Genomic DNA, 24,168 nt, shown 5'->3' with positions numbered 1-24,168 from the left:
GTTCCTTTAGCTAGAGGGAGTCGTTCAGCCTGCTGGGCAGTACTGAGCGTACTCACCAACGCAGATGTCATCCCACGTGATGAGGCCATCCGCAATCACGGTGTCCTCAATGTTGTCGGCTCGCACGGTGACCGGGTCGATCATCATCGCGGGGATGGTCTTTCCCTCGTTATCGACCTCTGCGGTGATTCCTGTCGGCTCTTCACCGTTCAGCAACTGCACCGCCAGGTCAGCGGCAAGTTTCGCCTGTGTTCCGTAGGAGAAGTAGACGGTGAAGGTCTGCTCGCCTGCAAGGATGTGCTGGAGCGCCGGGATGGTTCCGTCGAGGCCACTAACCGGGATCATTCCCAGACCTTGCGACTTGAGAGCGGACACAACCGCATTCGCGAGCGTGTCATTGGCGGCGATAGCCCCGTCGATGTCATTGCTCGCTGCGGTGAGCATCTGCTCGAACATCGTCAACGCGGTGGCACCGTCCCAGCCCTTGACTGCTTGCTGGTCAACCTTCTCGAACTCGCCCGATTCGAACAGCGGGTCGAGCACTGAGCCGTAGCCCGTAGCGAGGTCGGTGGCGAAGGAGTCAGTCGGAGCACCATCGAGGATGGCAACACGGGGAGTATCGATACCGGCGAGGTCCTCGACAAGGCCTTCGCCCTGCAACACTCCGGCCGCGGTGGCGTCTCCACTCACGTAGTAGTCAGCGTTACCGCCAACCGTGAGGCGGTCATAGTCGATGACCGTGACGCCCTGTGATTGCGCGTTGTCGATGATCGCGGAGCCTGACCCGTTATCGAGGTTCACGAGCACGAGCACGGTGGCGCCATCGGTGATGGCTTGGTCGGCCTGGCTGGTCTGCACGGATGCATCGCCTTCGGCGTTGCTGATGATGTAGTCCTCTTCGGTGAGGCCGGCTGCAGCAAATGCCTGTTCGAAGAACACACGGTCCGCGGTTTCCCAACGCGGTGACGACTTGGAGTCGGGCAGGAGCACGGCGATTTTGCCGACCTGCTCTGAATCATTGTTCGGGGCGTCTCCGCCACCGTCGCTGCACGCGGCCAAGCCGGTGACGAGCAACCCTGCGGCGGCGATAGCAAGCAATTTGGTGCGCATGCTGGTCCTTTCCGAAGTGTGGGGGCGACTTCTCGCCCTCACGAGCTATTAGTTAACAAGCATTCTTATTAGTTATAATTCGGGTTGTCAAGGCTTTCGATCAGGCGTTACCTGACGGTAACCGACGTCACCGCTCCACAAATTGACGCCGGCGCCGCTGGCCAAGCGTCATCCCGACGAGCACCAACAGGGTGCCGAGGGCCTGCCGTAAGTCCTAGACGAGACGAGACGATCGTGTGAAGATGCCGCTATGACTTTTGCTCTCCGAGCACCACAATTAGCCGACGCGCCCGCGCTTGCCGAGTTGCACGTGTCAGCGTGGCGCGAAACCTACTCCCATCTCCTGCCCGGGGATTTCTTCAGTGCTGAGTATGTTGAGGGACGACACCGGATGTGGAATCGCATTCTGACCGACCCTCGCACGGATGTGAGCATCCGGGTCGCTGAGAGCGGTGGGGAGATCACCGGGTTCGCCTGCGCCGGAAACGGCATGCGCTCTAAGGGAGAAGAAGAGTTGCCGCGCGACCGGCAACTTTATGCAATCTATCTCGCCGCGTCGCACTACGGCACCGGCGCGGGCCAATCACTGCTTGACGAAGTTCTGGGAGACACCCCAGCGATGCTCTGGGTCGCAAAAGCCAACCCCCGAGCAGTCGCTTTCTACCGTCGAAACGGCTTCGAGTTCGATGGCGCCGAACAGTCCGACCCCGCCGCGCCAAAGATCGTTGACGCCCGCATGGTTCGATAAACTAGGTCGCTATTCGGCGATGATTTCCAACGCGACGCCCTCACAGGCTGTGCGCCCAAGCTCGGCTAGTTGACCACCACGCACGGCATCGCCGGTGGCATGGCGCGAATCCGTCGAGATAACGACGCGACCAACACTGTTCACGAGGGTCACCTTGTCGCCGAGTCCGGCGAGCTTCGGCAGCAGCTGACGCTCAACAGAATCGATGAGCAGATCAAGGCCAGCAACGCCGACGAAGGTGCCATCGATGTGCACGGGCGCCGCGATCGTAATCGTGTATTCGTCACTACACAGGTAGTCGACGTAGGGCCCGGCAACATGCCCACGGCCGGTCTCCATCGGCACCCGAAACCACTCAAGCTCGCTGTAATCGATGTGCTCTTTGTTCACCGATTGGGCGGCGAGAAGTAGTCGCTTGGGGTCGTCGCCTTGCCACCAAGAAAGGTGGTTTCGTTCATCCGCCAGGAGTCCAACAGCAGCGATAAAACCGGCACCGTAAATGTTCACATCGGGCAGAGCTACCGTTGCCAGAGCGTGCGGCTCGACCAGTGCATCAAGCTGTTGAGATGAGAGCTGTCCCAAGTGCCCGGATGCCGCCAGCTCGGTGCCAAGTTGGGTCGCAGTCGCTTCGAGGCTGGCAATCGGGGCGCTGAAATACTGGGACACGATCGCTGCGGCGCGAGCCGCTGTGCTCGCCTCTGTCGCTGTCGTCACCATTGCGTTGCGCCTTCGCTTGTCTTCATCGGGTGCTGCCTACTCTGGCTGAACCTGTTCGTCGCATCTTATGCACCAGACACCCTGTACCGCTAGTTCAGCGCACTGGAGACTGCAGGTCGATGAGCGCATCGATTACGGCATCCACCATGCGCTCGGTCGCCGCAACTGCTTCGTGGTCGTTGCCCGCTTCCACCGCATTCACGACGTTGAGCAGCAGAGCATGCTGGGCGCTGCGGGATGTTTCATCCGCGTCAACGAGGCGAAGCATGGGTGACATTTCAGCTTGCAATCGCATCTGTTCGCGGGTGAGCCTGGCCGACTGACTGAGGGCAACAAGCTCGATCTGCGCATCGTCGAGGGTTCTTCGCCACTGTTCGAGATCTGATTCGTCAAGGCGATCGAGCCGCGAACGCACCTGCTGCACTTCCGACGGAACCGCTCGCCGCGCCGCGAGACGAACGCACGCGGCGGTGATGGCCGCGTAGTGGGCACCCAGATCACGAAGAGCGACGCGGGATGTTGCCGCCAAAGCGGTGCGCGCGTGGGCGACCGGGTCAGCAGAGTCTGCGACGAAGCTGCCGCCATTGCGTCCGCGACGTGTGACGACGAGGCCCTGGCTGCGCAACGCGAGGAGCGATTCACGCACGGTCGTGGGGGCTACCCCAAAGCTGCGCGCAAGGTCATATTCCGAAGGAAGACGCTCGCCAGCACGAAGGTGCCCGCCCGTGATTGCCCCGGCGAGCCGACGCTCGACGAGTTCGGCGCGGCCAGCATCACCAATGGATTGGAAGAGTGCGCCCTGCAGCCGTCCCGGTCGCGCGGCGTCACGGGAGCGTGCGGTGTCATCGGCGACAACCCCACTATTTCGCGGCGCTTCTGCCGAATCGGACGGGTGCATTGCTCAATTCTCGCACTGTTCGCCTGAGCCGTTGCTGTTTTGTGACGATTTGGACACACGCTTGAAATATGAACTCTGGTTCTATAGGTTTAGATCCACTCAGAGATCAATGTCGTTCCAAGGAGTTCTTCGTGCACGCTTCCGCCCAGCAAGCCCCGTCCGAATCGGACTCCCTCACAGCGCCCGGTGCCGTAACCCTCTCTGGGGTCTCCAAGGAATTCGGCGACTTCACCGCAGTTGAAGCGCTCAACCTTGACGTGAAGCCGGGGGAGTTCCTCTCGATGCTCGGCCCCTCCGGCTCAGGCAAGACCACCGTGCTGCGGATGATCGCGGGCTTCGAGAACGTCACGCGCGGCAGCATCCATCTCAGCGGAACCGACGTAACTGCTGTTCCGCCGCATGCGCGCCAGGTCAACACGGTGTTTCAGGATTACGCGCTGTTCCCGCACTTCACGATCGCGGAAAACGTCGGCTACGGACTGCGGGTTGCCGGAGTCAGCCGCGCCGAACGCGCAACCCAGGTGGGTGTTGCCCTCGAGCAAGTGCGCCTCTCTGCCGTCGCGGATCGCCTTCCCCACCAACTCTCCGGCGGCCAACGCCAGCGCATCGCCCTGGCTCGCGCGCTCATCCTGCGCCCCCAAGTGCTGCTGCTCGACGAACCACTCGGAGCCCTCGACAAGCAACTGCGCGAAGAAATGCAGATCGAGCTCAAGCAAATCCAACGCGAAGTCGGCATCACTTTCATCTTCGTCACCCACGACCAAGAAGAAGCCCTCACGCTGAGCGACCGCGTCGCCGTCTTCAACAACGGCCGGGTCGAACAGGTCGGCACCGCCCGCGAAGTCTACGAATTCCCGGCCACCGAATTCGTCGCCAAGTTTCTGGGACTCTCCAACCTAGTGCCCGCAGCACTCTCGAGCGACGGTGCCCTCTCGAGCGTGCGCCCCGAACGCGTACGCCTCCTACCCGCAACAGCAGCCGCCACCGCTGGCGCGATTTCACTACTCGGCACCGTCTCCGAAACCGTCTACACCGGACCGACCACACGCTTTCTTGTCGACACCGACTCGGGCGTGCGCATCATCGCCGAACGCCCCAATGACCACCACCCCTCTGCCGAATCCGACTTCGCCCGTGGTGACAGCGTGCGCGTCGAATGGGCAAAAGACCACGCCTCGCGCATCGGCTAACAGATCACCCCTGCAACACACACCAATCACACAAAGGAGTCACCATGAGATCCAAGATCATGACCGGCGCAGCATTCCTCGCTGTTGCCGCGCTCGCCCTCACGGGCTGTTCCGCTGACGCTGACGGCACTGCTGCCGGCGGCCTCAGCATCGACGTTCCCGATATCGCCATGCTCGAAGAGTTGGGCGAGATGGAAAGTGAAGTCAACATTGTCGCGTGGAGTGGCTTTGTTGAACCAGCCTGGACCGACGGATTCACCGCAGAAACTGGCTGCACGGTCAACCGTCGCGTTGCGGGAACTAGCGACGAGATGGTTCAGCTCATGCGCACCGGCGATTACGACATCGTCTCCGCTTCGGGTGACGCGAGTCTTCGCCTCATTGCCGGTGGCGACGTTCAGCCCATCAACCTCGACCTCGTTCCCAACTTCGGTGACGACATCGTTGAGGGCATGAAGGGTCAGATCTATGACACCATCAACGGAAAATCGTATGGCGTTCCGATCGGCCGCGGCGCCAACATCCTTCAGTACAACAGCGATGTTGTGACCGAGGAACCGACGAGCTGGGATGTTGCGTGGGAAGCTGACAGCCCCTACGCCGGTCAAATCATCGCGTACGACGCACCGATCTACATCGCTGACGCCGCCGTGTACCTGATGGCTCACGAGCCGGACCTCGGCATCACCAACCCGTATGCGCTTGACCAGACTCAGCTCGATGCTGCGATCGACCTGCTCCAGCAGCAGAACAAGATCGTCTCCGAGTACTGGGCTGACCCTGCCGCGCAGATCACCTCGTTCGCCGGTGGCACCAGTGCTCTCGGAACCTCCTGGGAGATCCTGCGCAAGCTCACCGATGACGACAAGTTCAAGAGTGTGCTGCCTGAAGAGGGCTCAACCGGATGGTCGGATGCGTGGATGATCGCCGCCGAGTCGAAGTCGCCGAACTGCGCCTACGCCTGGGTTGACTACACGAGCGAAGCTGAAGTGAACGGCGCTATCGCCACAAACTTCGGTATGGCTCCTGCCAACGCTGCCTTCTGCGAGACGAGCGACGAAGCCGCAGCACACTGCGAATACTTCAACGCCACCGACGAAGAGTACTTCAGCAACGTCTGGTTCTGGACGACCCCCATCGAGCAGTGCATCGATGGTCGCACTGACGTCACCTGCACAAACTTCCAGCAGTGGACGGATGCCTGGCTCTCCGTAAAAGGCTAGCTAGCTAAAGGGGTGGGCGGGCCCGCCTGCCCACCCCTCATCCTCTCTTCTTCAGTACTCATCGATCGGACTCCCATGAATCGCCGCGCGCAACTCTCGGCTCTACTGGCGCTGCCCATGCTGTGGCTCATCGGCATCTACATCTTCTCGCTCGTCATGCTTCTCGTGACGGCATTCTGGGTGACCGACCCCTTCACCTCCAAGGTGAAGCCGGGGTTCACTCTGCGCAACTTTGAGCAGATCATCGCGAACCCCGCCTACGCCTCGACCTCGATTCGCACCCTTGGCATCGCCCTCGCGGTTACCGTGTTGAGCATCCTGATCTCGGTTCCGCTCGGCATCTTCATGGCCAAAGTCGCCTCGCCCAAACTGCGCGCCATTCTTGCTGTCGCGATCACCCTCCCGCTCTGGGCTGGCTATCTCGTGAAGATTCTGGCCATGCGCATCACCTTCACCGAAGAAGGCTTCTTCAACTCGATGCTCGGCCCCCTCGGCATCAGCGGCCCCGGCTTCAGCATCGTCACGGTCGTGCTGACCCTCACCTACCTGTGGCTGCCGTATATGGCGGTGCCGGTGTACACGGCGATCCGTCAACTGCCACCGAACCTCTTTGATGCGTCGTCAGACCTTGGCGCTGGTGCCGGGTTCACGATCCGCACCGTTGTGCTTCCTCTTATTAAGCCCGCCATCATCGCCGGCTCAATCTTCACGTTCTCCCTGAGTCTCGGCGACTACATCGCCGCCAAATTTGTGGGTGGCTCAACGCAGATGATCGGCAGCATCATCGCCTCGAACATCAACCTGAACCCTCCGATCGCTGCCGCGTTCTCGCTCGTACCGATCGCCTTTGTTGTCATTTACCTCGTCAGCGTGCAACGCACTGGCGCACTGGAACGGATGTGATGCCGCCATGTTGAGACTCTCCCTCGGCGCCAAGTTCACCCTCGGCACTATCGTCGCGATCTCCCTCGCGTTCATGTACATCCCCCTGTTCTTGGTCGTCATCAACTCGTTCAGTGCCGCGCGCCTGTCGAGTTGGCCCATTACCGAGTTCTCCACCGTCTGGTGGGAGAAGGCGTTCGTCAGCGAACCCATCCGGGCTGCCCTGCTCAACTCGGTCATCGTCGGCCTCGGCGCAACCGCGATTGCGCTCATCCTCGGAACGCTCGTGGCCTTCGCCCTGCAGCGGTACACCTTCTTCGGCAAGCAGAGCGTCAACTTGCTCGTCGTGCTGCCGATCGCTCTGCCCGGCATCGTGACCGGTGTCGCCCTCAACAACACCTACAACCAGGTGCTCGAGCCGATCGGTATTGAGGTCGGATACTTCGGCATGATCATCGCCCACGGCACCTTCTGCATCGTCATGGTCTTCAATAACGTGCTCGCCCGTTTGCGCCGCATCAACCCCAGCATCGAAGAAGCCTCCCGTGACCTCGGGGCAACGCCGCTGCAGACGTTCCGCCTCGTGACGTTCCCGCAGTTTCGCAGCGCGTTTGTTGCCGGGGCGATTCTTGCTTTTGCACTGAGCTTCGACGAGGTTGTCGTCACGATCTTCACGGCCCCGCCCGGTGTCGACACCCTGCCGCTCTGGATCATGAACCAGATGGCGCGCCCCAACGAGGCCTCCCTCGTCAACGTCGTCGCGACCGTCGTGATTCTCGCCTCGTTCATTCCCGTCTGGGTCTCGCAACGCCTCGCCCGCGGAGCCGACGAGCGCGAATAGCGGATGCCCGGCGCGGGCTAGCCGTTCAGTTCTGCGAGCGCTTTCGAACCGTCACTACCTGTGCCGCGACAATGGCAGTCGCCACCACAGCAGAGACAATGACCGTAAAGAGATCGCTCTGGATTTTGAGCACCGCGAACGGAATCAGGATGGCGAGATCCAGCACGATGGTCAGCACCGGAAGCCAGATTCGCGCCTCAATCTTGGCCCGCAGTCGGCGGATGACGCCCCACTGCACTGCCATATCCATCGTCAAGTAGAGGAAGACGCCCATCGATGCGATCTGACTGAGATCGAGAAATACGGTGACGAGAATAGCGAGACCCGCCGTGATGATCATGGGCTGATGCGGAACCGATTTCGGCAACGAGGGAGCCTGCTTCATTTCCTGCAGCATCGCGTAAAGCCGCGACACCGAGTACAAACTCGCCAGCAGCCCCGAGAGCGTCGCCACTACGGCGATCGCGACAGTAATGCCAACACCCCAAGCCCCAAAGAAGGGCTCCGCCGCTTGCGCAAGAGCATAGTTCCGAGCATCCACAGCTCCGCTCGCCCCGATGCTCGAGCTCACAGATACCGTGATCAGCAAGTACAAGAAGGTGCAGATCGCCAGCGAAATAAGGATGGAGCGGGCGATGTTTCGTTTCGGGTCACGAATGTCGTCACCCTGATTGGTGATCGTGGTGAAGCCCTTATAAGCAAGAACGCACAGCGTAGTTCCCGCCAGCACCCCGACAATGTTGAGTGAGTCTCCCGACGACTTCGCCAAGAATCCGTCTCCGCCCGCTGCGACTCCAATCAGGCCCGCTATGGCGAGCACGGCAATTCCGATGATCTTGGCGATTGCCGTAATCGTTGCCGAGCGTTCGACAAGCGTATTGCCGATGAAGTTCACAATCGCGGCAGTGGCGATTGCGGCGACACCGAGTATCGGCACCAGAATCACGGAGTCTTGCAGCCCGAAGGGGCGAAGCAGGTACGTGCCGAAGGTTCGCGCCAAAAGACTCTCCGCCACCACCATCGACACATACATGAAGAGCGAGAACGAACCAGCTGCGACGCCGGGGCCATAGGCGTCCTTCAACAACATCGCGATTCCGCCCGAGGAGGGATTCACGCTGGAATAGCGCACGTAGGAGTACGAGCTGATTGCGGCGACGATCGCGCCAAACAAGAAAGCGAGGGGGAAGAAATCTCCGGCGAATTCTGCGACCTGACCAACGAGGGCAAAGATTCCCGCGCCGATCATCACCCCCGTGCCCAATGACACTGAGCCCATGAGCGAGATTTTGTCTGTACGTGAAGCCATGCGATTTCCTTCCGTTCCCACCCTACTGAGCGATACACGATGGCAAGGGTCCGCCACCCGCAGACGGCGGACCCCCATGCCATTACAGAGAGCTAATGATGTCCTGCATGATGGTGATCTCGGCGGCTTGAGCATCGATGATCTCTTGAGCAAGCGCTACAGCGTCTGCGTTTTGCCCCTCATCGATTTCCGTCTCGGCCATCTCGATCGCTCCTTCGTGGTGGACGATCATCTGCTCGAGGAACAAGCGCGAAGCGTCATCCCCGTTGGCAGCGTCAAGCTCAGACATGTCGGAGCCACTCATCATTCCGTCACCGTGGTCCATGCCACCCATGCCGTCCGCCGCATCGACACCCCAGCCGTCAAGCCACGAAGTCATGAGTTCAATTTCAGGGCCTTGAGCCGCCTTGATCTCCTGGGCGAGCGTGACCACACGCTCGTCAATGCCTTCCTTAACGAGCACCATGTCGGCCATCTCAACCGCCTGCTCATGGTGCGGAATCATCATTGCGGTAAACATGACATCTGCGTTGTTCGCATCAGCGAATGATGCCGAGTCGGTCGGCGATGGGTTGGCGCCTTGACCAGATTCTGTCGCAGCGTTTGCACACCCCGAGAGCGTGAGCAGTGCGGTCAGGGCAATTGCGGCGGTCGCCGCGAAACGAGTCTTCATCTCTAAAATTCTCCAAATTGGTCACTAATAGACGCGTGACCAGAACGGTCCCGCGTAAGGCGCGTCGAGGCTGAGTCGACAGTGCGTCTTTTAAGTGCGACTAATGCAGAGAGTGGTGAGATCGGGGCGCGGCGGTACGGCGAGCGCCCGTCGAGGGAAGGGCGTAGGAGCGATCAACCGCTGCTCAATGTACTGGCCCCACCCCCGCAGCAGCTTGGGGGCTGCGAGGAGAAGTGAGACGGTGAGGAGCGCAAGCACACACCACATGAGAGCCAGTGAAGCGTCGTCGCCACAACCGACACAATCCGGGCTAGACGTGACAGAACCGATCTGGGCTGAATGGTCGGCGGCGCTGCTCCCCGTCGACATCGAGGCCGACATCGCCATGTCTGAATGCGAGGTGGGTGAGACGAGCGAGTGCATTGCCACGATGCCGGCGATCAGCGCAAGCGCGAGGCAAGCCATAGCGACAAGCTGCCACGCCGCTCGCACAAGGCGAGAGAACGAGGAGTCTGCGCGTTGCGCCGGCGCAGCGTTAACGCGACGGTGAACGCGATCCGCGCTGAGTGGTGTCATTGCTCTTACTCTTCTGAAAGTGTGGGTCTCCGGCTGCCCTCCACAGATTCTGGGTCATCCGCCTGTGCGATTCCCGTGATTGGCCGGGTACGCCCCTCTGGTGATTGCACATCGTGCCAGCGTGGCCTGGTTACGGTCCCGACAGTTCGGCCGTCAGCACCGCGTCATAGATCTCCATCGCCTCAGCGATTTCGGCGGGAGTGACAACGCACGGGGGCAGAACGTGGAGGCGGTTTTCTGCCACGAAGGGCAGCAGCCCGCGCTCAACGAGGCCGGCCCGGATGCGCGCCATCGTTGCGGCCGGTACGGGTTCGCGGGTCTCCCGGTCAGTGACGAGCTCTAGCGCCCAGAACACTCCGCGCCCGCGCACTTCACCAATGGCCTCATGCCGTTCGGCGAGCGCCAGCAGCGCAGGGCCGATGTGGTTCTCCCCAATGTCGCGCACGTGTTCGAGAATGCCCTCGGAGGCAATCGTGTCGAGCGATGCCACAATCGTGGCGGCGGCGAGCGGATGCCCCGAGTACGTCAACCCGCCAGGGAACACGCGATCGTTGAAGAAGGCTGCAATGGGGTCGTCAATGATCACGCCACCAACGGGGACGTAGCCGGAGTTCACTCCCTTAGCGAAGGTGATGAGGTCGGGCCGCGCATCGAAGGCGTCGAACGCGAACCACTCGCCGGTGCGACCAAAGCCGCACATGACCTCGTCGAAGATCAGCAGGATGCCGTGCTCGTTACACAGTTCGCGCACGCCGGCGAGATAGCCGGGCGGCGGTAGCAGGATGCCCGGAGTTCCCGGCACCGGTTCGAGCAGCACGGCCGCAATCGTCTGTGCGCCTTCCGCCTCGATGACGCGCCGCAAATGCTGCAGCGCACGCTCGCTCTCTTGCTCGGGCGTCGTCGCCCAGAACTCTGAGCGGTACAGGTATGGCCCGAAAAAATGCACGTGCCCGCGGGCGAATTCGTTCGGGATGCGGCGCGGGTCACCGGTGGCCACAATGCTGCTGCCGGTGTTGCCGTGATACGAGCGGTACGCCGAGAGAATCTTGTCGCGTCCCGTGTAGAGCCGCGCCATCCGCATGGCATTTTCGTTCGCATCCGAGCCGCCATTCGTGAAGAACACGCGATTGAAACCCTCGGGGGCGACAGCCGCCAGCCGTTTAGCCGCCTCTCCCCGAGTGATGTTGGCGGTGGGCGGTGAGATCGTCGTGAGCAGCTGAGACTGCACCCGGATTGCTTCGAGCAGGGCCGGATGCTGGTGTCCCAGATTCACGTTGACGTGCTGGCTCGAGAAGTCGAGATACTCTTTGCCGGCGTGATCCCAGACCCGAGAACCGAGCCCGCTCTCAATACTCACGGCAGAGGCGTGCGCCGGAGTCTGCGCCGACCACGAGTGAAAGATGTGGGCCTGGTCGAGCTCGAGCGCGTAAGCATCGAGGTCGGTGGCGTTCTGCTCAGTCATGGCGCGAGGCCTTTCGATGCGGGGAAATTGAGGCTGTACTGCGGCGCTGCTAGCAAAGCGGATGCCGCCCTCACAAGCGTAAGGGCGGCATCCGCCTAGCGGTTGTTCAGTTCGACTAGTTGCCGCCCTCAAGGAGGGTGACGTCGATCGGGCTGAAGTCGGCACCAGTGGTGTCGACTCCGTCTGCCTCGAGTTCTTCGAGGGCCTTCATGATCCAGTCATTCGACCAAGCCGTAGCGGGCGGCTCGGTCGTGATGGGGCTAGCGCCTGTCTCGTTCACAGCGCTGATGGCGCCGTCAACGGTGCGGTCCCAGGCGGCTTCGTCGATAACGCCGATACCGTTTTCGGCCGGCCAGATCAGCTTGTTGGTTTCGTTGACCATCCACAGTTCGTGGCTGGGGCCCCAACCGGAGCCGGCAGCAACAGTACCTTCGGCAGCAGATTCAGGGTTCTCAGCCGAGTAGATCCAGCCCTTAACAACAGCCTTGAGGAACTTGACCGTGGTCTCTTGGTAGTCCTCGTCGCTGTCGAGACGCTCGGTGTCAGCCCAGATTGCATCCTGGAGCATGGCGCCAACGGTGTCTTCGTAGCTGATGACGTTGAAGTCTTCAGGCTGGTACAGCTCACCGGTGTCTGGATCGGTTGATTCGAGCAGCTGAGCGTACTCGTTGTACGTCATCGCCTGAGCTGCGTCGATGTCGCCCTGCAAGAAGGCGTTCATGTTGAAGTCCTGCGTAATGATCTGCACGGTCGACGAGTCGAGCCCTTCAGCAGCCATGGCCGCGAAGATTTCCCACTCATTTCCGAAGCCCCAGGAACCGATCTTCTTGCCTTCAAAGTCAGCGACAGAGTCGATGCCCGAGTCAGCCCACGACACCTGGAGGGTGCCAGATGTCTGGAAAATCTGCGCGATATTGGTGAGGTTAGCGCCCTGCTCGATCGAGCCAAGAACCTTGGGAACCCAGGCAACGGCGTAGTCGACGTCGCCATTAGCGAGAGCGTCTTGCGGAACGATGTCGCCGCCCGACGGGATGATCTCTACGTCAAGGCCCTCTTCTTCAAAGAAGCCCTGATCGGCTGCGGCAAAGTAGCCGGCGAACTGTCCCTGAGGTAGCCATTGGAGTTGGAGCTTCACTTCGGTGAGGTCGTCAGAGGATCCAGAGGAACCGCTGTCACCCCCATCGCCGGTGGAGCATGCTGCGAGGAGGACCGCTGCCGTTACGGCAAACGCTCCGGCCGCAAGTGTGCGGCGTTTGGTGAACTTCATGTCAGACCTTCCAGATTCACGGTGCAAGTGGATACTGCTGGTAGAGCTGGTGGAGCTACTGGTTATCGAGCACCTCCCGTCGGCACACGACGCAGCACGAGTCGTTCTAGTGCGAGCGTCGCGAGATAAAAAAGCAGGCCGAGAGCAATGGATGCTCCAACATAGGCCCAGGCTCGGGAGTAGGCGCTTGAGGCGGCCGAGGTCGCAATCAAGCTGCCGAGACCTCCGCGCGGTCCGCCGAAGTATTCCGCAACGAGTGCCGAAATTACCGCAAGCGATGAGGCGATGCGGATGCCCGTCAGAATGAAGGGGCGTGCGGTTGGCAGCGTGAGCGAGCGCAACATCTGCCCCGAGTTTGCCGCATAGGCCTTCATAAGGTCACGGTGCACTGGCTTAGTTTGGCGAAAGCCACGCAGCGTGTTGATGAAGATCGGCACGAACGACGCGATCGCGGCGATGGCTTGACGACCGAACTGGCTGTCGGCCCCAAACATCGAGTTGAGCACGGGAGCGAGAGCAACGATGGGCACAACGGCGAGGGCTGCAACGATGGGGGCACTCATCTGGTCGGCGATGCGCCACCGGGCTGCTATCGCTGCGAGCACGATGCCGACCAGCGAACCGATGAGCAGCCCGAGCAGGCTGTTGGTTCCGGTGAGCACTGTCGCTGAGACGACCGCTGGCCAGAATTCGACAAGTTCGGCCACGATGGAGGTTGGGCTTGGCAGCAGGTAATCATCGACCCCGCCCACGGTGACAAGCAGCTGCCAGATGACAAGAACGATCAGCCCGAACGAGATCGGTGCCACTATGCGCAGCGTCGATTCTGTTCTGGAGCTCCACCCTTTGCTTCGACGTGCCCCCGTTCCTGAACGGACGTTGACGATGGCGTTTGCTGATGTGGCTGTCATCGGGTGTCCACTCCCCGCGCCACGCGCGGTTCGTCTGCTGTGGCATCCGCTGCTCCGCCGTGGAGCGCTTCGCGTACTTCTGTGACCATTTCGAAGAAGGATGACTCCTCTCGCAAGTTATCGGAACGGTCCTCGCGACCCACAACAGCATTCAGTCGCATGGGCACGATTTGGCTAATTCGGCCAGGTCGGGGCGACATCACGACGACGCGGTCGGAGAGGAACACTGCTTCGGGAATCGAGTGCGTCACGAACACAACAGCAGCCCCGGTGTCGGCGGCAATGCGCACCAGGTCGGTTTGCATCTTCTCGCGAGTCATTTCATCGAGCGCACCGAACGGCTCATCCATCAGCAGCAGTCGAGGCTGTTCCGCCAACGATCGCGCAATGGCTACCCGCTGCTGCATACCGCCCGAAAGCTGATCGGGAAACCGATCGGCGAATTCTGTAAGGCCAACCATGTCGAGCAGGTCGGCGACCCGAGTGCGACGAGCTGCGGATGCCACCCCATGCAGTTCGAGCGGAAGCGCAACGTTCGCCGCCACCGTTCGCCACGGCAGCAGCCCCGCCTGTTGGAACGCGATGCCGTAATCCTGGTCGAGTCGCGCCTGGGTGGCGGTCTTGCCGAATACGGTCAGTTCACCAGAGGTCGGATCATCGAGGTCAGCGATGAGCCTCATGAGTGTTGATTTGCCACAGCCCGATGGGCCGATCAGAGAGACGAACTCCCCGGCGGACACGGTGAGATCGATCGCTTCGAGGGCGTGGACCACACCGGTCGCGGTCTGAAATTGCTTGTTGACTCCGCGTACCGACACTGCCGCAGCATCCGTATTGCCTGCGGTCGGTTGCGCCTCAGTTGGTGCTGCGCTGTTTAGGATCTGGTCGCTCATGCGGCCTCCTCTGTTCGTCGGTAGTCCTTGAGAATGATGCCGAGCAATGCCACCGAACCGGCTGCGACCAGTCCGAGAATGATGGCGCCAAAGATGGGCCCCCACGCCTTCGCCGGGTCACCGGATGCTTGGCCGGCAAATTGGATGAGGAGTCGCCCGATGCCACCTTGAAGCCCGGTCGATACTTCAGCAACAACCGCACCGATGACCGCGTTCGCAGCTCCGAGTCGCAAGGCGGGCAAGAGGTACGGCACTGCGGCGGGAAACCGCAGCTTCTTGAGCGTCGCCCAATAGCCGGAGGCATAGGTTTCGAAGAGTTCCATGTGGATGCGGTCGGGAGACTGCAACCCTTTGAGGGCACCAACGGTGATCGGGAAGAACGCGAGGTAGCTGGCGATGAGCGCGACCGACATCCAGTCTTGCCACTCAAAGCTGCCGATCTCGACGCGCGATCCCCAACTCTTCACGACAGGCGCAAAGGCAATAAGGGGAACGGTTTGGCTGATCACGATCCACGGCAGCAGCCCGAATTCGGCCAGTCGCCAGCGCTGCATGAGCAGGGCAAAGCCGACTCCAACGACAACACCGACGACCCACCCTGCGGCGGCGATGCCGAGAGTCATTAGTGCCGCAAGGGCTACGACAGCCCAGAGCGGAAGTGCACCGTCGGCTCGCGTAACGGGCTCCGCAAGCCGCACCATCATGTCCCACAGGTGCGGCATTGCGAGGTCGGTGGTGCGGGGAAGCACGCGAAGTTCGCCGATGAGCACACCGTTATCTGGGCCGAAGAACTTGTAGCCTTCCCAGAGCAGCGCGATCGAAACGACCCCGGCGATTCCCCACAGGAAACCGGCCAGCAGCCGAGAGCGAGCGGGGTTGGCAACCGCGCCCGACGGTTTCTCGGGGCGGACGGCAACCTCCCCACGCTTATCGTTTCGGGTTGCCGTCATGCGCTTAGGCCTTCGCCGTCACAGTTTCGGTGAGAGCCGGGATTACCGTCTCGCCGTAGACCCGCATGGTCTCTTCTTTATTGTCATGCTGCAGGTAGCCGGCGAACTGATCGACACCGAGCTCGCGCAGCTTCTCGAGCTTCTCGATGTGCTCCTCAGCGGTTCCCATGATGCAGAAGCGATCAACGATTTCATCGGGCACGAACGCGGCGTGCGTATTGCCCGCCTGGCCGTGTTGGTTGTAGTCGTAGCCTTCGCGCTTCTCGATGTAGTCGGTGAGGGCCTTCGGCACGTCTCCGTCAGAGCCGTACTTCTTGACGATGTCGGCGACGTGGTTTCCGACCATGCCTCCGAACCAGCGGCACTGGTCGCGCATGTGCTCCCAGTCGTCTCCGATGTACATCGGAGCGGCAACGCAGAACTTGATCGACATCGGGTCGCGCCCGACAGCCTCAGCGGCGTCGCGCACCTTCTTGATCATCCACGCGGCAATATCGAGGTCGGCGAGCTGCAGAATGAAGCCGTCTCCGACTTCACCGGTGAGCTTCAGCGCGAGCGGGCCGTAGGCGGCAACCCACATTTCGAGTTCTGAGCCCTTGCTCCACGGCAGCTGCAACTGGGCGCCGCCGTATTCGACCGAACGCGAGTTGGCGAGTTCACGGATGACGTGAATCGACTCGCGCAGATCCTTCAGCGTGGTGGGCTTGCCGTTGGTCACACGCACAGCGGAGTCGCCGCGGCCAATGCCACAGACGGTGCGGTTGCCGTACATCTCGTTGAGCGTGGCGTAAGTCGATGCCGTGACTGTCCAGTCACGAGTGGCCGGGTTGGTGACCATCGGCCCGACGATGACTTTGCGCGTCTCGGCCAAGATCTGGCTGTAGATCACATAAGGCTCTTGCCACAGGATGTGCGAGTCGAAGGTCCAGACGTAAGTGAAGCCGTGCGCCTCTGCAAGCTTCGCGAGTTGAACGGTTCGTGCTGACGGCGGGTTGGTCTGAAGTACTGCTCCGAAGTCCATGGGGCTCCTCATTCGTGGTGGAAGGTCGATTAAAGTGCGGCGTCCGCTGGGGTTAGCCAGCGGATGCCGCAGCGGAACCGCTTAGGTCAGGTACTGCGTAAGGCCGCGCTTCATGAAGCGGCCGTCGCCCTTCGTTCCGATGTACTGGTCGCCATCGACGATGACCTTGCCGCGCGAGATGACAGTGTCGACGTGACCGTCGATCTCGAAGCCTTCCCAAGCAGCGTGGTCCATGTTCATGTGGTGCTTCTTTCCGGTGGGCTTGCCGTTTTCATCGACTGGCATACCGATCGAGGTGTGACCGTTGGGGTCGTACACGACGATGTCGGCGTCGGCACCGGGCTGGATGACGCCCTTACGGCCATAGATTCCGAACATTCGAGCGGGGGTGGTGCTTGTCAGTTCAACCCAGCGTTCGAGAGTGATTTCTCCCGTGACGACGCCCTGATACATGAGGTCCATACGGTGTTCGACGGTTCCCATGCCATTGGGAATCTTGCGGAAGTCCGCAAGGCCCAACTCTTTTTGGTCCTTCATGCAGAACGGGCAGTGGTCGGTCGAGACCATCTGCACATCGTTCGTGCGCAGCGACTGCCACATGGCATCCTGATGACCCTCTTCGCGTGAACGAAGCGGAGTCGAGCACACCCACTTGGCACCTTCGAAGTGACCGTATTGCTCACTCTGAGCACCCAGCTGTTCTTCAAGGCTCAAGTAGAGGTACTGCGGGCACGTCTCAGCAAAGACGTTCTGGCCACGGTCACGAGCGGTGGCGATCTGTTCGACCGCTTGCTTCGCACTCACGTGAACGATGTAGAGCGGGGCGCCGGTGAGCTTCGCGAGCATGATCGCTCGGTGAGTGGCTTCCTCTTCCATCTCCCAGGCACGAGCGACACCGTGATAGTACGGGTCGGTCTTGCCCTGCTCCACGAGCTGCTCGGCGAGAACGTCGATGACCGGCCCGTTCTCGGCGTGCATCATCGTCATGAGACCGGTGTCGCGTGACACCTGCATTGCCTTCAGAATCTGCGCGTCATCCGAGTAGAAAACGCCGGGGTAGGCCATGAACATCTTGAAGCTCGTGATGCCTTCGTCTGGCAGCTTCTCCATTGCCTTGAGTGACTCCGGAGTGACGTCGCCAACGATCTGGTGAAAGCCGTAGTCGATGGCGCAGTTGCCCGATGCTTTGCCGTGCCACGCTGCCAGCGAATCCTGGATGCGCTCGCCAAAGGTCTGCACCGCGAAGTCGATGATCGAGGTCGTGCCGCCCCACGCCGCAGCGCGAGTGCCCGTCTCGAACGTGTCGATTGCCGCGGTGCCGCCGAAGGGCAGCTCCATGTGAGTGTGCGCATCAATGCCACCGGGAATGACGTACTTTCCCGTGGCATCAATGACGGTGTCGACGGATGCCGCAACATCCGTTCCAAACAGCGTGCTGCCGGGTGACAGCACAGCCTTGATTACTTCGCCGTCGATCAGAACGTCTGCGGGGGCGCGCCCCGTTGAGCTGACGACTGTTCCGCCGGAAATGAGAGTGGTGGCCATGATTCGCTCCTCTGCGATGTCGAGTGCCTACTGTTCCCCAGGCGCCAAGACAGCCTGGGGCTAACGTTGGGCTTACTTAGGGATCGACAGGTACGCGTCGGGGCGACGGTCGCGGTAGAACTGCCAGTCGTCTCGCATTTCCTGCACGAGGTTCATGTCGAGGTCACGAATCATGATCTCTTCGTCGGTGCCTGAACCACGTTCACCCACGAAGTTTCCGCGGGGGTCGATGACCTGGCTGGTGCCGTAGAAGTCAACGGCTTCGTCGCCGTACTCGTTGTCTTCGAGGCCGACACGGTTGGGCTGGAGCACGAAGTAGCCGTTGGCCACTGCTGCTGCGGGGCCTTCAACCTCCCACAGGCGGTTGGAGAGTCCGGGCTTCGTGGCGTTCGGGTTGAAGACGATCTCGGCGCCGTTGAGCCCGAGTTCGCGCCATCCCTCGGGGAAGTGGCGGTCGTAACAAATGTGAACGCCGACCTTGCCGACGGCAGTGTTGAACATGGGGAAACCCAAGTTTCCGGGCGTGAAGTAGAACTTCTCCCAGAACTTCTCGAGGTGAGGGATGTGGTGCTTGCGGTATGAACCGAGGTTCGTGCCATCGGAGTCGACGACGACGGCAGTGTTGTAATACACACCCGTCATCGCTTCTTCGTAGATCGGCAGAATCATGACCATGTCGAGTTCTTTGGCGAGGGCCTGAAAACGCTTAACGATCGGGCCATCTACGGGCTCCGCGTAGCGGTAGTACTTCTTGTCTTGAGTGATTCCAAAGTAGGGCCCATAAAAGAGCTCCTGGAAGCAGATGATCTGTGCGCCCTGATCTTTCGCGTCACGAGCGAACTGCTCGTGCTTCTGGATCATTGACTCTTTGTCACCGGTCCAAGTGGTCTGTGTGATTGCTGCGCGAACCGTTGTCATTGTGCCTCCTGAGTCGTTCGGCGTCGTTGCCGTCGACTCGATGAACGCAGAGCGCCCACCGAGCGATGCTCAGATGCCGAGAGAGTGTTGCTAGAACGGGACAACACCCGTTCGATCATTCTTCAGCGTGAACATTTCAGTTATGTTGTGCGTGTGTGTCGTTGTGGTTACTTATCATGGCCCTTCTCGGGCGTTGAGGCAATGGTGCTACCAAGAATTTAGACCGCTCGTACGCGCGCTTGCCAAACACTTGCTGAGCGAGATCGTTTCAGTGGCGTCGCAAAAACGGTCGTCACGTTGGTGGCATAGAGCACGGAATCAGGCGGGCGATTCGCCAGCCCCTCGAACCCGGCGGCAGCCAGAAGTCCATCGTCAAGATGCACCATCTCGGCGGGCTGCAATGGCCATGGTTCGTGGTGATTGCGACAGTAGATCGTGCGTCCACCATGAGTCTCATGAAACCCCCAACGCGCCGTCAAAAACCGCGCAAGAGGGTCAGCTGCGAGCGCAACGCTGGCGGCCTGATCGTCGATCGGTTGCACAATGATGTGGGATGCGGCATCCGGTCGGCCGTACCGCCGAGTCTTATACGCGATCTGCCCGTCACGCTGCCCGATCCTCATCGAAGCCCACTGATAGGGCAAGCCAAACGCGGCGCGCGCGGTGAGTACCGGAATCAAGCGCGATGCCTCGAGCGAGAGAAAGACCACGCCCCGGCGACCGTCAGCATCGATTGAGTACAGCCTCACGTTAACTTCAGGGAAGTCCCCGAGCCACGGGATGTTTGGCCCGCCAAAGAATGAACTCTGCGACATCTGAAAAGCGATGAGCCCCACCCAGGTGCTGCCGTCAATGGTGTCGGGGCGGCATCCAGCCGGTAAGAATGGAGCAACTATGGCCGGATCGACGCGCCAGTGCAGGAACGAGACCTCGCTCCACCGTTGCCGCAGGATGGCCGGGCTGCCGAGTGGCGGCGCTTCGGAGGAGATCATCGCGGCACCATCGTCAGCGTGGGAGTTGGTTGTCGCGTCGAGTAAAGGGGCGCCACAGCACTACTTGATCTGTGCGCTCGCCTCTCGTTCCGGCTTTAAGTGAAATAACCTCACCAGCGGGGCCCGCCGCGAACACTCGCCGGCCAGGTTTCGAGAGCAATTCGTCAGCCAGAGCTGCCTCGAGTTCGTGTACGCGTGAGCTGAGCTGTGTGACCTGATTCTCTAAATGGAGTATCCGCTTGATGCCCTCGAGGTTAAGGCCTTCAGCACTGAGTGCAGCGATCTCTCGCAGCTGCATCACGTCGCGCATGCAGTAACGCCGCGACCGACCGCTGGTTCTCGTGGGAGACACGAGACCCAGACGGTCGTACTGTCGCAGCGTCTGCGGATGCATGCCAGCCAGCTCTGCCGCAACGGCGATCGCAAAGGCGGGCGTGGACTCATCCATTGTTGTCAGCTCCTGGCTCGGGCAATCAGGTCATCCCGCGGGTTTTCTGCGGGCATTGCCTTCGTAAACGCTTCGAGATGTTCGCGAGCGGCCTCCGGGATATGGCTAGGCACCGCCACTTGCACTTCTGCAAGCAGATCTCCGGTTGCTTTCGCCGTGGTGACCCCGCGACCCTTCACTCGCAATACTCGTCCGCTTGGCGTTCCGGGCGCAACCTTCAGCTTCACCGGAGCAGCCCCCAAGGTGGGAACCTCGATAGTCGCCCCGAGCACGGCCTCCGCAAATGTCACCGGAACCACGACCCGAAGGTTGTTGCCGTCGCGCTCGAATACCGGATGCTTGCGCACAGAAACAGTGAGCACCAGATCGCCTGGTTCCCCACCATTCGGACTCGGCTCGCCCTTGGCTTTGAGACGGATCTTCTGACCGTCGCTGACTCCCGCAGGAATCTTGACGTTCATTGGACGACCGCCCGAGGGCTGAAGCTTGATCGTCTCGCCGTTGATCGCCGTGCCGAAATCGAGCGTCGTATTCGCGGCAAGGTCGCGTCCCTTCGCGGGGCCGCCACGGAAACCGGGGCCGCCTCCAGGGCCGGCCTGACCGCCAAACATGCCACCGAGGAGATCTTCGAAGCTGGCCCCTTGCTGCCCGCCGCCGTAGCGCTGGCCAGCACCGCCAGCGGCACCGCCACCGAACATGCCACCAAAGACATCCTCGAATCCGCCGGATTGGCCGCCCGCTTGAAAGCGAGCTCCCGAACCCATCGCGCGAACCTGATCGTACTCTTTACGCTGTTCCGGATCTGAAAGGACCGAGTGCGCTTCGCTAATTTCTTTGAAGCGCGACTCGGCTTTCGGATCGTCCGGATTGGAGTCCGGATGAAACTGGCGTGCGAGTTTGCGATAGGTCTTTTTTAGTTCAGGAGCAGAGATATCTTTCGAAACCCCGAGCACCTTATAGAAGTCCTTATCGAACCAATCTTGGCTAGCCACTACACGCCACCCCCGACCTAATCAGTGGGGCCGGAGACAGCAACCTTCGCGGCACGAACAACGCGCTCACCAAGAATGTAGCCAGGCTCGATCACGTCAGCAATCGTGTTCTCGGTTGCCTCCGGATCGTTCAAGTGCACAACAGCTTCGTGGAAAGCAGGATCGAAGCGCTCGCCCTTCTCGCCAATTTTGCGCATACCGAACCGCTCAAAGCTCGACTTGATCTTTTGTGAGACCAAGGCCAGCGGTGTTCCTTCAATGAGGTCACCGTGCTTGTCAGCACGATCAAGGTCATCGAGTGCCGGCAGCATCGACCGAACAACGTCAGCGATCACCGCTTCGCGGTTGGCAACCCGATCGCGCTCAACGCGCGTGCGGAAGTTCACCAGCTCCGCCTGAGCTCGCAACATCTGGTCACGCATGTCCGACACAAGATCGCGGCTCGCGTCGTCAAGAAGACGCTGGTCTTCTTCGCTCAACTCGTTGTCGCTCGACTCTGTTTCGGCATCCGTTGCTGGCTCGCCGGACTGCTCGTCATCGATCGATGCGTCCACAGTCTCGTCGGCAGCATCCGCGCTTTCAGCGGGCTGCCCCTCGGCTGCAGCAGAAGAATCTGCCGCAGCCGAGTTGGCCGCACCGACATCGCTAGGATCCGGTTCGCCAGGACTTTCGTCGCGGTTCTTGTTCTTGTCAGCCATCTACTTCTTGTCCGTGTCAGCTTCGTCTTCGTCAACAACTTCAGCATCAACGATGTCTTCATCTGAGTTCTCGTCAGCGGGAGCTTCGGCGCCTTCTGCAGCCTCAGGGTTTTCTTCCTGGTGCTTGTAGATTGCTTCGCCGAGCTTCTGCTGGCTTTCGGTCAGCTTGTCGAAGGCGGTCTTTACCGCTTCTTCGTCATCGCTGGCCAGCGCCGAGTTGAGCGCGTCTACATCGGCCTGAACCTCTGTCTTGACGTCTTCTGGCAGCTTCTCAGCGTTGTCGGTGATGAGCTTTCCGGTGGAGTACGCGAGCTGCTCAGCGTTGTTGCGAACTTCGGCTGCCTCGCGGCGAGCCTTGTCTTCTGCTGCATGCTCTTCGCCCTCGCGAACCATGCGCTCGATGTCTTCCTTCGAGAGGCTTGAACCGCCCGTGATGACCATCGACTGCTCCTTGCCTGTGCCCTTGTCCTTGGCGGACACGTGCACGATGCCGTTGGCGTCGATGTCGAAGGTGACCTCAACCTGCGGGATGCCGCGAGGCGCCGGCGCGATGCCGGTGAGCTCGAAGGTTCCGAGGTTCTTGTTGTCGCGAGTGAACTCACGCTCACCCTGGAAGACCTGAATCGACACGGAAGGCTGGTTGTCATCCGCCGTGGTGAAGGTTTCGCTTCGCTTGGTCGGGATAGCAGTGTTGCGGTCGATGAGCTTGGTCATCATTCCGCCCTTGGTCTCGATACCGAGGCTCAACGGGGTGACGTCGATGAGCAGAACGTCCTTGCGCTCGCCCTTCAAAACACCAGCCTGAAGTGCAGCACCAACGGCGACGACCTCGTCAGGGTTAACGCCCTTGTTGGGCTCCTTGCCGCCGGTGAGCTTCTTGACGAGCTCAATTACGGCGGGCATACGAGTCGAGCCACCGACGAGTACAACGTGCGATACGTCGCTGAGCTTGACGCCCGCTTCCTTGATGACGTCGTTGAACGGCTTAGCGACACGCTCAGTGAGGTCGGCGGTGAGTTCTTCGAACTTGGCGCGCGAGAGGGTCTCGTCGAGGTTGGCTGGGCCACTCTCGGTGAGCGAGAGGTAGGGGAGCTGGATGCTCGTCGACATCTGCGACGAGAGTTCCTTCTTGGCCTGCTCGGCAGCTTCCTTGAGGCGCTGCTTGGCGATCTTGTCTCCAGAGACGTCAACACCGGTTGAGTCCTTGAAGCGCTTGATCAGGTAGTCAACGACGCGAGCATCCCAGTCGTCACCACCGAGGCGGTTGTCACCGGAGGTGGACTTGACCTGAATGGTGGAGAAGTCGTCGTCTTTGCCCACTTCGAGCAGCGAGACGTCGAAGGTTCCGCCACCGAGGTCGAAGACCAGAATGAGTTCATCTTCTTTACCCTTGTCGAGGCCGTACGCGAGTGCGGCAGCGGTGGGCTCGTTGATGATGCGCAGAACGTTGAGCCCTGCGATTTCGCCGGCTTCCTTCGTTGCTTGGCGCTCAGCGTCGTTGAAGTATGCAGGAACGGTGATTACTGCGTCGGTGACGTCTTCACCCAGGTACTGTTCTGCATCGCGCTTGAGCTTGGCAAGCGTGCGAGCAGAAATTTCCTGCGGGGTGTACTTCTTGTCGTCGATCGCGACCGTCCAGTCAGTGCCGATGTGGCGCTTGACGGATGCGATGGTGCGGTCAACGTTGGTGACGGCCTGACGCTTGGCGGTTTCACCAACGAGGACTTCGCCGTCCTTGGTGAATGCGACGACGGATGGCGTGGTGCGCATTCCTTCGGCGTTTGCGATGACGGTGGGTTCTCCACCTTCGAGTACGGAAACTACTGAGTTGGTGGTTCCGAGGTCAATACCTACTGCTCGAGCCATGTGCTCTTACTCCTTTAAGCTTTTGGGTGTGCGAACTT

Annotated in this window: 24 protein-coding genes; 5 read left to right on the top strand and 19 right to left on the bottom strand. The window is 60.7% G+C overall.

What is annotated here, in order from left to right; genetic code table 11:
- Window positions 1–24: 24 nt before the first annotated feature.
- On the bottom strand, window positions 25–1,110 hold the full coding sequence (locus FFT87_RS03135) for a sugar ABC transporter substrate-binding protein (RefSeq protein ID WP_219949913.1): 1,086 nt from the start codon (window positions 1,108–1,110) through the stop codon (window positions 25–27).
- 250 nt (window positions 1,111–1,360) lie between these two features.
- On the opposite strand from FFT87_RS03135, the gene FFT87_RS03130 reads away from it, so the two are divergent.
- Window positions 1,361–1,858, top strand: a complete 498-nt coding sequence (locus FFT87_RS03130) for a GNAT family N-acetyltransferase (protein WP_219949912.1) — start codon at window positions 1,361–1,363, stop codon at window positions 1,856–1,858.
- 9 nt (window positions 1,859–1,867) lie between these two features.
- Here FFT87_RS03130 and FFT87_RS03125 read toward each other — a convergent pair whose 3' ends face one another.
- A complete protein-coding gene (locus tag FFT87_RS03125) occupies window positions 1,868–2,575 on the bottom strand; it encodes a cache domain-containing protein (protein WP_255560031.1) in 708 nt (235 codons plus the stop codon).
- A gap of 94 nt (window positions 2,576–2,669) precedes the next feature.
- The gene (locus FFT87_RS03120; RefSeq protein WP_219949911.1) at window positions 2,670–3,473 is read right to left on the bottom strand and encodes a FadR/GntR family transcriptional regulator; all 804 of its coding nucleotides are present in this window, start codon (window positions 3,471–3,473) and stop codon (window positions 2,670–2,672) included.
- Window positions 3,474–3,604: 131 nt separating this feature from the next.
- Between FFT87_RS03120 and FFT87_RS03115 the strand changes: the two genes are divergently transcribed.
- The 4 genes from FFT87_RS03115 (at window position 3,605) to FFT87_RS03100 (ending at window position 7,609) form a co-directional block, all read left to right on the top strand.
- Window positions 3,605–4,663, top strand: a complete 1,059-nt coding sequence (locus FFT87_RS03115) for an ABC transporter ATP-binding protein (RefSeq protein WP_219949910.1) — start codon at window positions 3,605–3,607, stop codon at window positions 4,661–4,663.
- A gap of 44 nt (window positions 4,664–4,707) precedes the next feature.
- A complete protein-coding gene (locus tag FFT87_RS03110) occupies window positions 4,708–5,886 on the top strand; it encodes an extracellular solute-binding protein (protein ID WP_219949909.1) in 1,179 nt (392 codons plus the stop codon).
- 75 nt (window positions 5,887–5,961) lie between these two features.
- Complete coding sequence (locus tag FFT87_RS03105) at window positions 5,962–6,789, top strand: ABC transporter permease (RefSeq protein WP_219949908.1); 828 nt, start codon at window positions 5,962–5,964, stop codon at window positions 6,787–6,789.
- Window positions 6,790–6,796: 7 nt separating this feature from the next.
- Window positions 6,797–7,609 carry an ABC transporter permease gene (locus tag FFT87_RS03100; RefSeq protein WP_219949907.1) on the top strand — a complete coding sequence of 271 codons (813 nt, stop codon included), beginning with the start codon at window positions 6,797–6,799 and terminating at the stop codon, window positions 7,607–7,609.
- Between the two features lie 25 nt (window positions 7,610–7,634).
- Here the strand turns inward: FFT87_RS03100 and FFT87_RS03095 are convergent, their stop codons facing one another.
- The 16 genes from FFT87_RS03095 to dnaK all read right to left on the bottom strand — a co-directional run bounded on the left by FFT87_RS03095 (window position 7,635) and on the right by dnaK (window position 24,130).
- Window positions 7,635–8,918, bottom strand: coding sequence for an APC family permease (locus FFT87_RS03095; RefSeq protein ID WP_219949906.1), 1,284 nt, complete (start codon window positions 8,916–8,918; stop codon window positions 7,635–7,637).
- Window positions 8,919–9,000: 82 nt separating this feature from the next.
- Window positions 9,001–9,591 carry a DUF305 domain-containing protein gene (locus FFT87_RS03090; protein WP_219949905.1) on the bottom strand — a complete coding sequence of 197 codons (591 nt, stop codon included), beginning with the start codon at window positions 9,589–9,591 and terminating at the stop codon, window positions 9,001–9,003.
- 90 nt (window positions 9,592–9,681) lie between these two features.
- Entirely contained in the window at window positions 9,682–10,167 is a 486-nt protein-coding gene (locus FFT87_RS03085) for a DUF6153 family protein (protein WP_219949904.1), read from the bottom strand.
- Window positions 10,168–10,297: 130 nt separating this feature from the next.
- The gene (locus FFT87_RS03080) at window positions 10,298–11,629 is read right to left on the bottom strand and encodes an aspartate aminotransferase family protein (RefSeq protein ID WP_219949903.1); all 1,332 of its coding nucleotides are present in this window, start codon (window positions 11,627–11,629) and stop codon (window positions 10,298–10,300) included.
- A gap of 115 nt (window positions 11,630–11,744) precedes the next feature.
- Window positions 11,745–12,896, bottom strand: coding sequence for an ABC transporter substrate-binding protein (locus tag FFT87_RS03075; RefSeq protein WP_219949902.1), 1,152 nt, complete (start codon window positions 12,894–12,896; stop codon window positions 11,745–11,747).
- Between the two features lie 62 nt (window positions 12,897–12,958).
- Entirely contained in the window at window positions 12,959–13,807 is an 849-nt protein-coding gene (locus FFT87_RS03070; protein ID WP_219949901.1) for an ABC transporter permease, read from the bottom strand.
- A complete protein-coding gene (locus FFT87_RS03065; protein ID WP_219949900.1) occupies window positions 13,804–14,700 on the bottom strand; it encodes an ABC transporter ATP-binding protein in 897 nt (298 codons plus the stop codon). Before FFT87_RS03065 ends, FFT87_RS03070 begins: the two co-directional genes overlap by 4 nt.
- On the bottom strand, window positions 14,697–15,650 hold the full coding sequence (locus FFT87_RS03060) for an ABC transporter permease (protein ID WP_219949899.1): 954 nt from the start codon (window positions 15,648–15,650) through the stop codon (window positions 14,697–14,699). Before FFT87_RS03060 ends, FFT87_RS03065 begins: the two co-directional genes overlap by 4 nt.
- A gap of 4 nt (window positions 15,651–15,654) precedes the next feature.
- The gene (locus FFT87_RS03055) at window positions 15,655–16,671 is read right to left on the bottom strand and encodes a TIGR03842 family LLM class F420-dependent oxidoreductase (RefSeq protein ID WP_219949898.1); all 1,017 of its coding nucleotides are present in this window, start codon (window positions 16,669–16,671) and stop codon (window positions 15,655–15,657) included.
- Between the two features lie 81 nt (window positions 16,672–16,752).
- On the bottom strand, window positions 16,753–18,216 hold the full coding sequence (gene hydA, locus FFT87_RS03050) for a dihydropyrimidinase (protein ID WP_219949897.1): 1,464 nt from the start codon (window positions 18,214–18,216) through the stop codon (window positions 16,753–16,755).
- Window positions 18,217–18,288: 72 nt separating this feature from the next.
- The gene (locus FFT87_RS03045; protein WP_219949896.1) at window positions 18,289–19,134 is read right to left on the bottom strand and encodes a nitrilase-related carbon-nitrogen hydrolase; all 846 of its coding nucleotides are present in this window, start codon (window positions 19,132–19,134) and stop codon (window positions 18,289–18,291) included.
- A 218-nt stretch (window positions 19,135–19,352) separates the two neighbouring features.
- Window positions 19,353–20,126, bottom strand: a complete 774-nt coding sequence (locus FFT87_RS03040) for a YqjF family protein (protein WP_219949895.1) — start codon at window positions 20,124–20,126, stop codon at window positions 19,353–19,355.
- A 13-nt stretch (window positions 20,127–20,139) separates the two neighbouring features.
- Window positions 20,140–20,574 carry a heat shock protein transcriptional repressor HspR gene (locus FFT87_RS03035; RefSeq protein ID WP_219949894.1) on the bottom strand — a complete coding sequence of 145 codons (435 nt, stop codon included), beginning with the start codon at window positions 20,572–20,574 and terminating at the stop codon, window positions 20,140–20,142.
- A 5-nt stretch (window positions 20,575–20,579) separates the two neighbouring features.
- Entirely contained in the window at window positions 20,580–21,566 is a 987-nt protein-coding gene (locus FFT87_RS03030; protein ID WP_219949893.1) for a DnaJ C-terminal domain-containing protein, read from the bottom strand.
- A 17-nt stretch (window positions 21,567–21,583) separates the two neighbouring features.
- On the bottom strand, window positions 21,584–22,264 hold the full coding sequence (locus tag FFT87_RS03025) for a nucleotide exchange factor GrpE (protein WP_255560030.1): 681 nt from the start codon (window positions 22,262–22,264) through the stop codon (window positions 21,584–21,586).
- The gene (gene dnaK / locus FFT87_RS03020) at window positions 22,265–24,130 is read right to left on the bottom strand and encodes a molecular chaperone DnaK (protein ID WP_219949892.1); all 1,866 of its coding nucleotides are present in this window, start codon (window positions 24,128–24,130) and stop codon (window positions 22,265–22,267) included. It abuts the gene before it with no gap.
- Window positions 24,131–24,168: the final 38 nt, after the last annotated feature.

It is taken from the genome of Salinibacterium sp. M195 (assembly GCF_019443965.1).
GTDB lineage: Bacteria > Actinomycetota > Actinomycetes > Actinomycetales > Microbacteriaceae > Rhodoglobus.
This window is presented reverse-complemented; position numbering and strand designations above follow the sequence as displayed.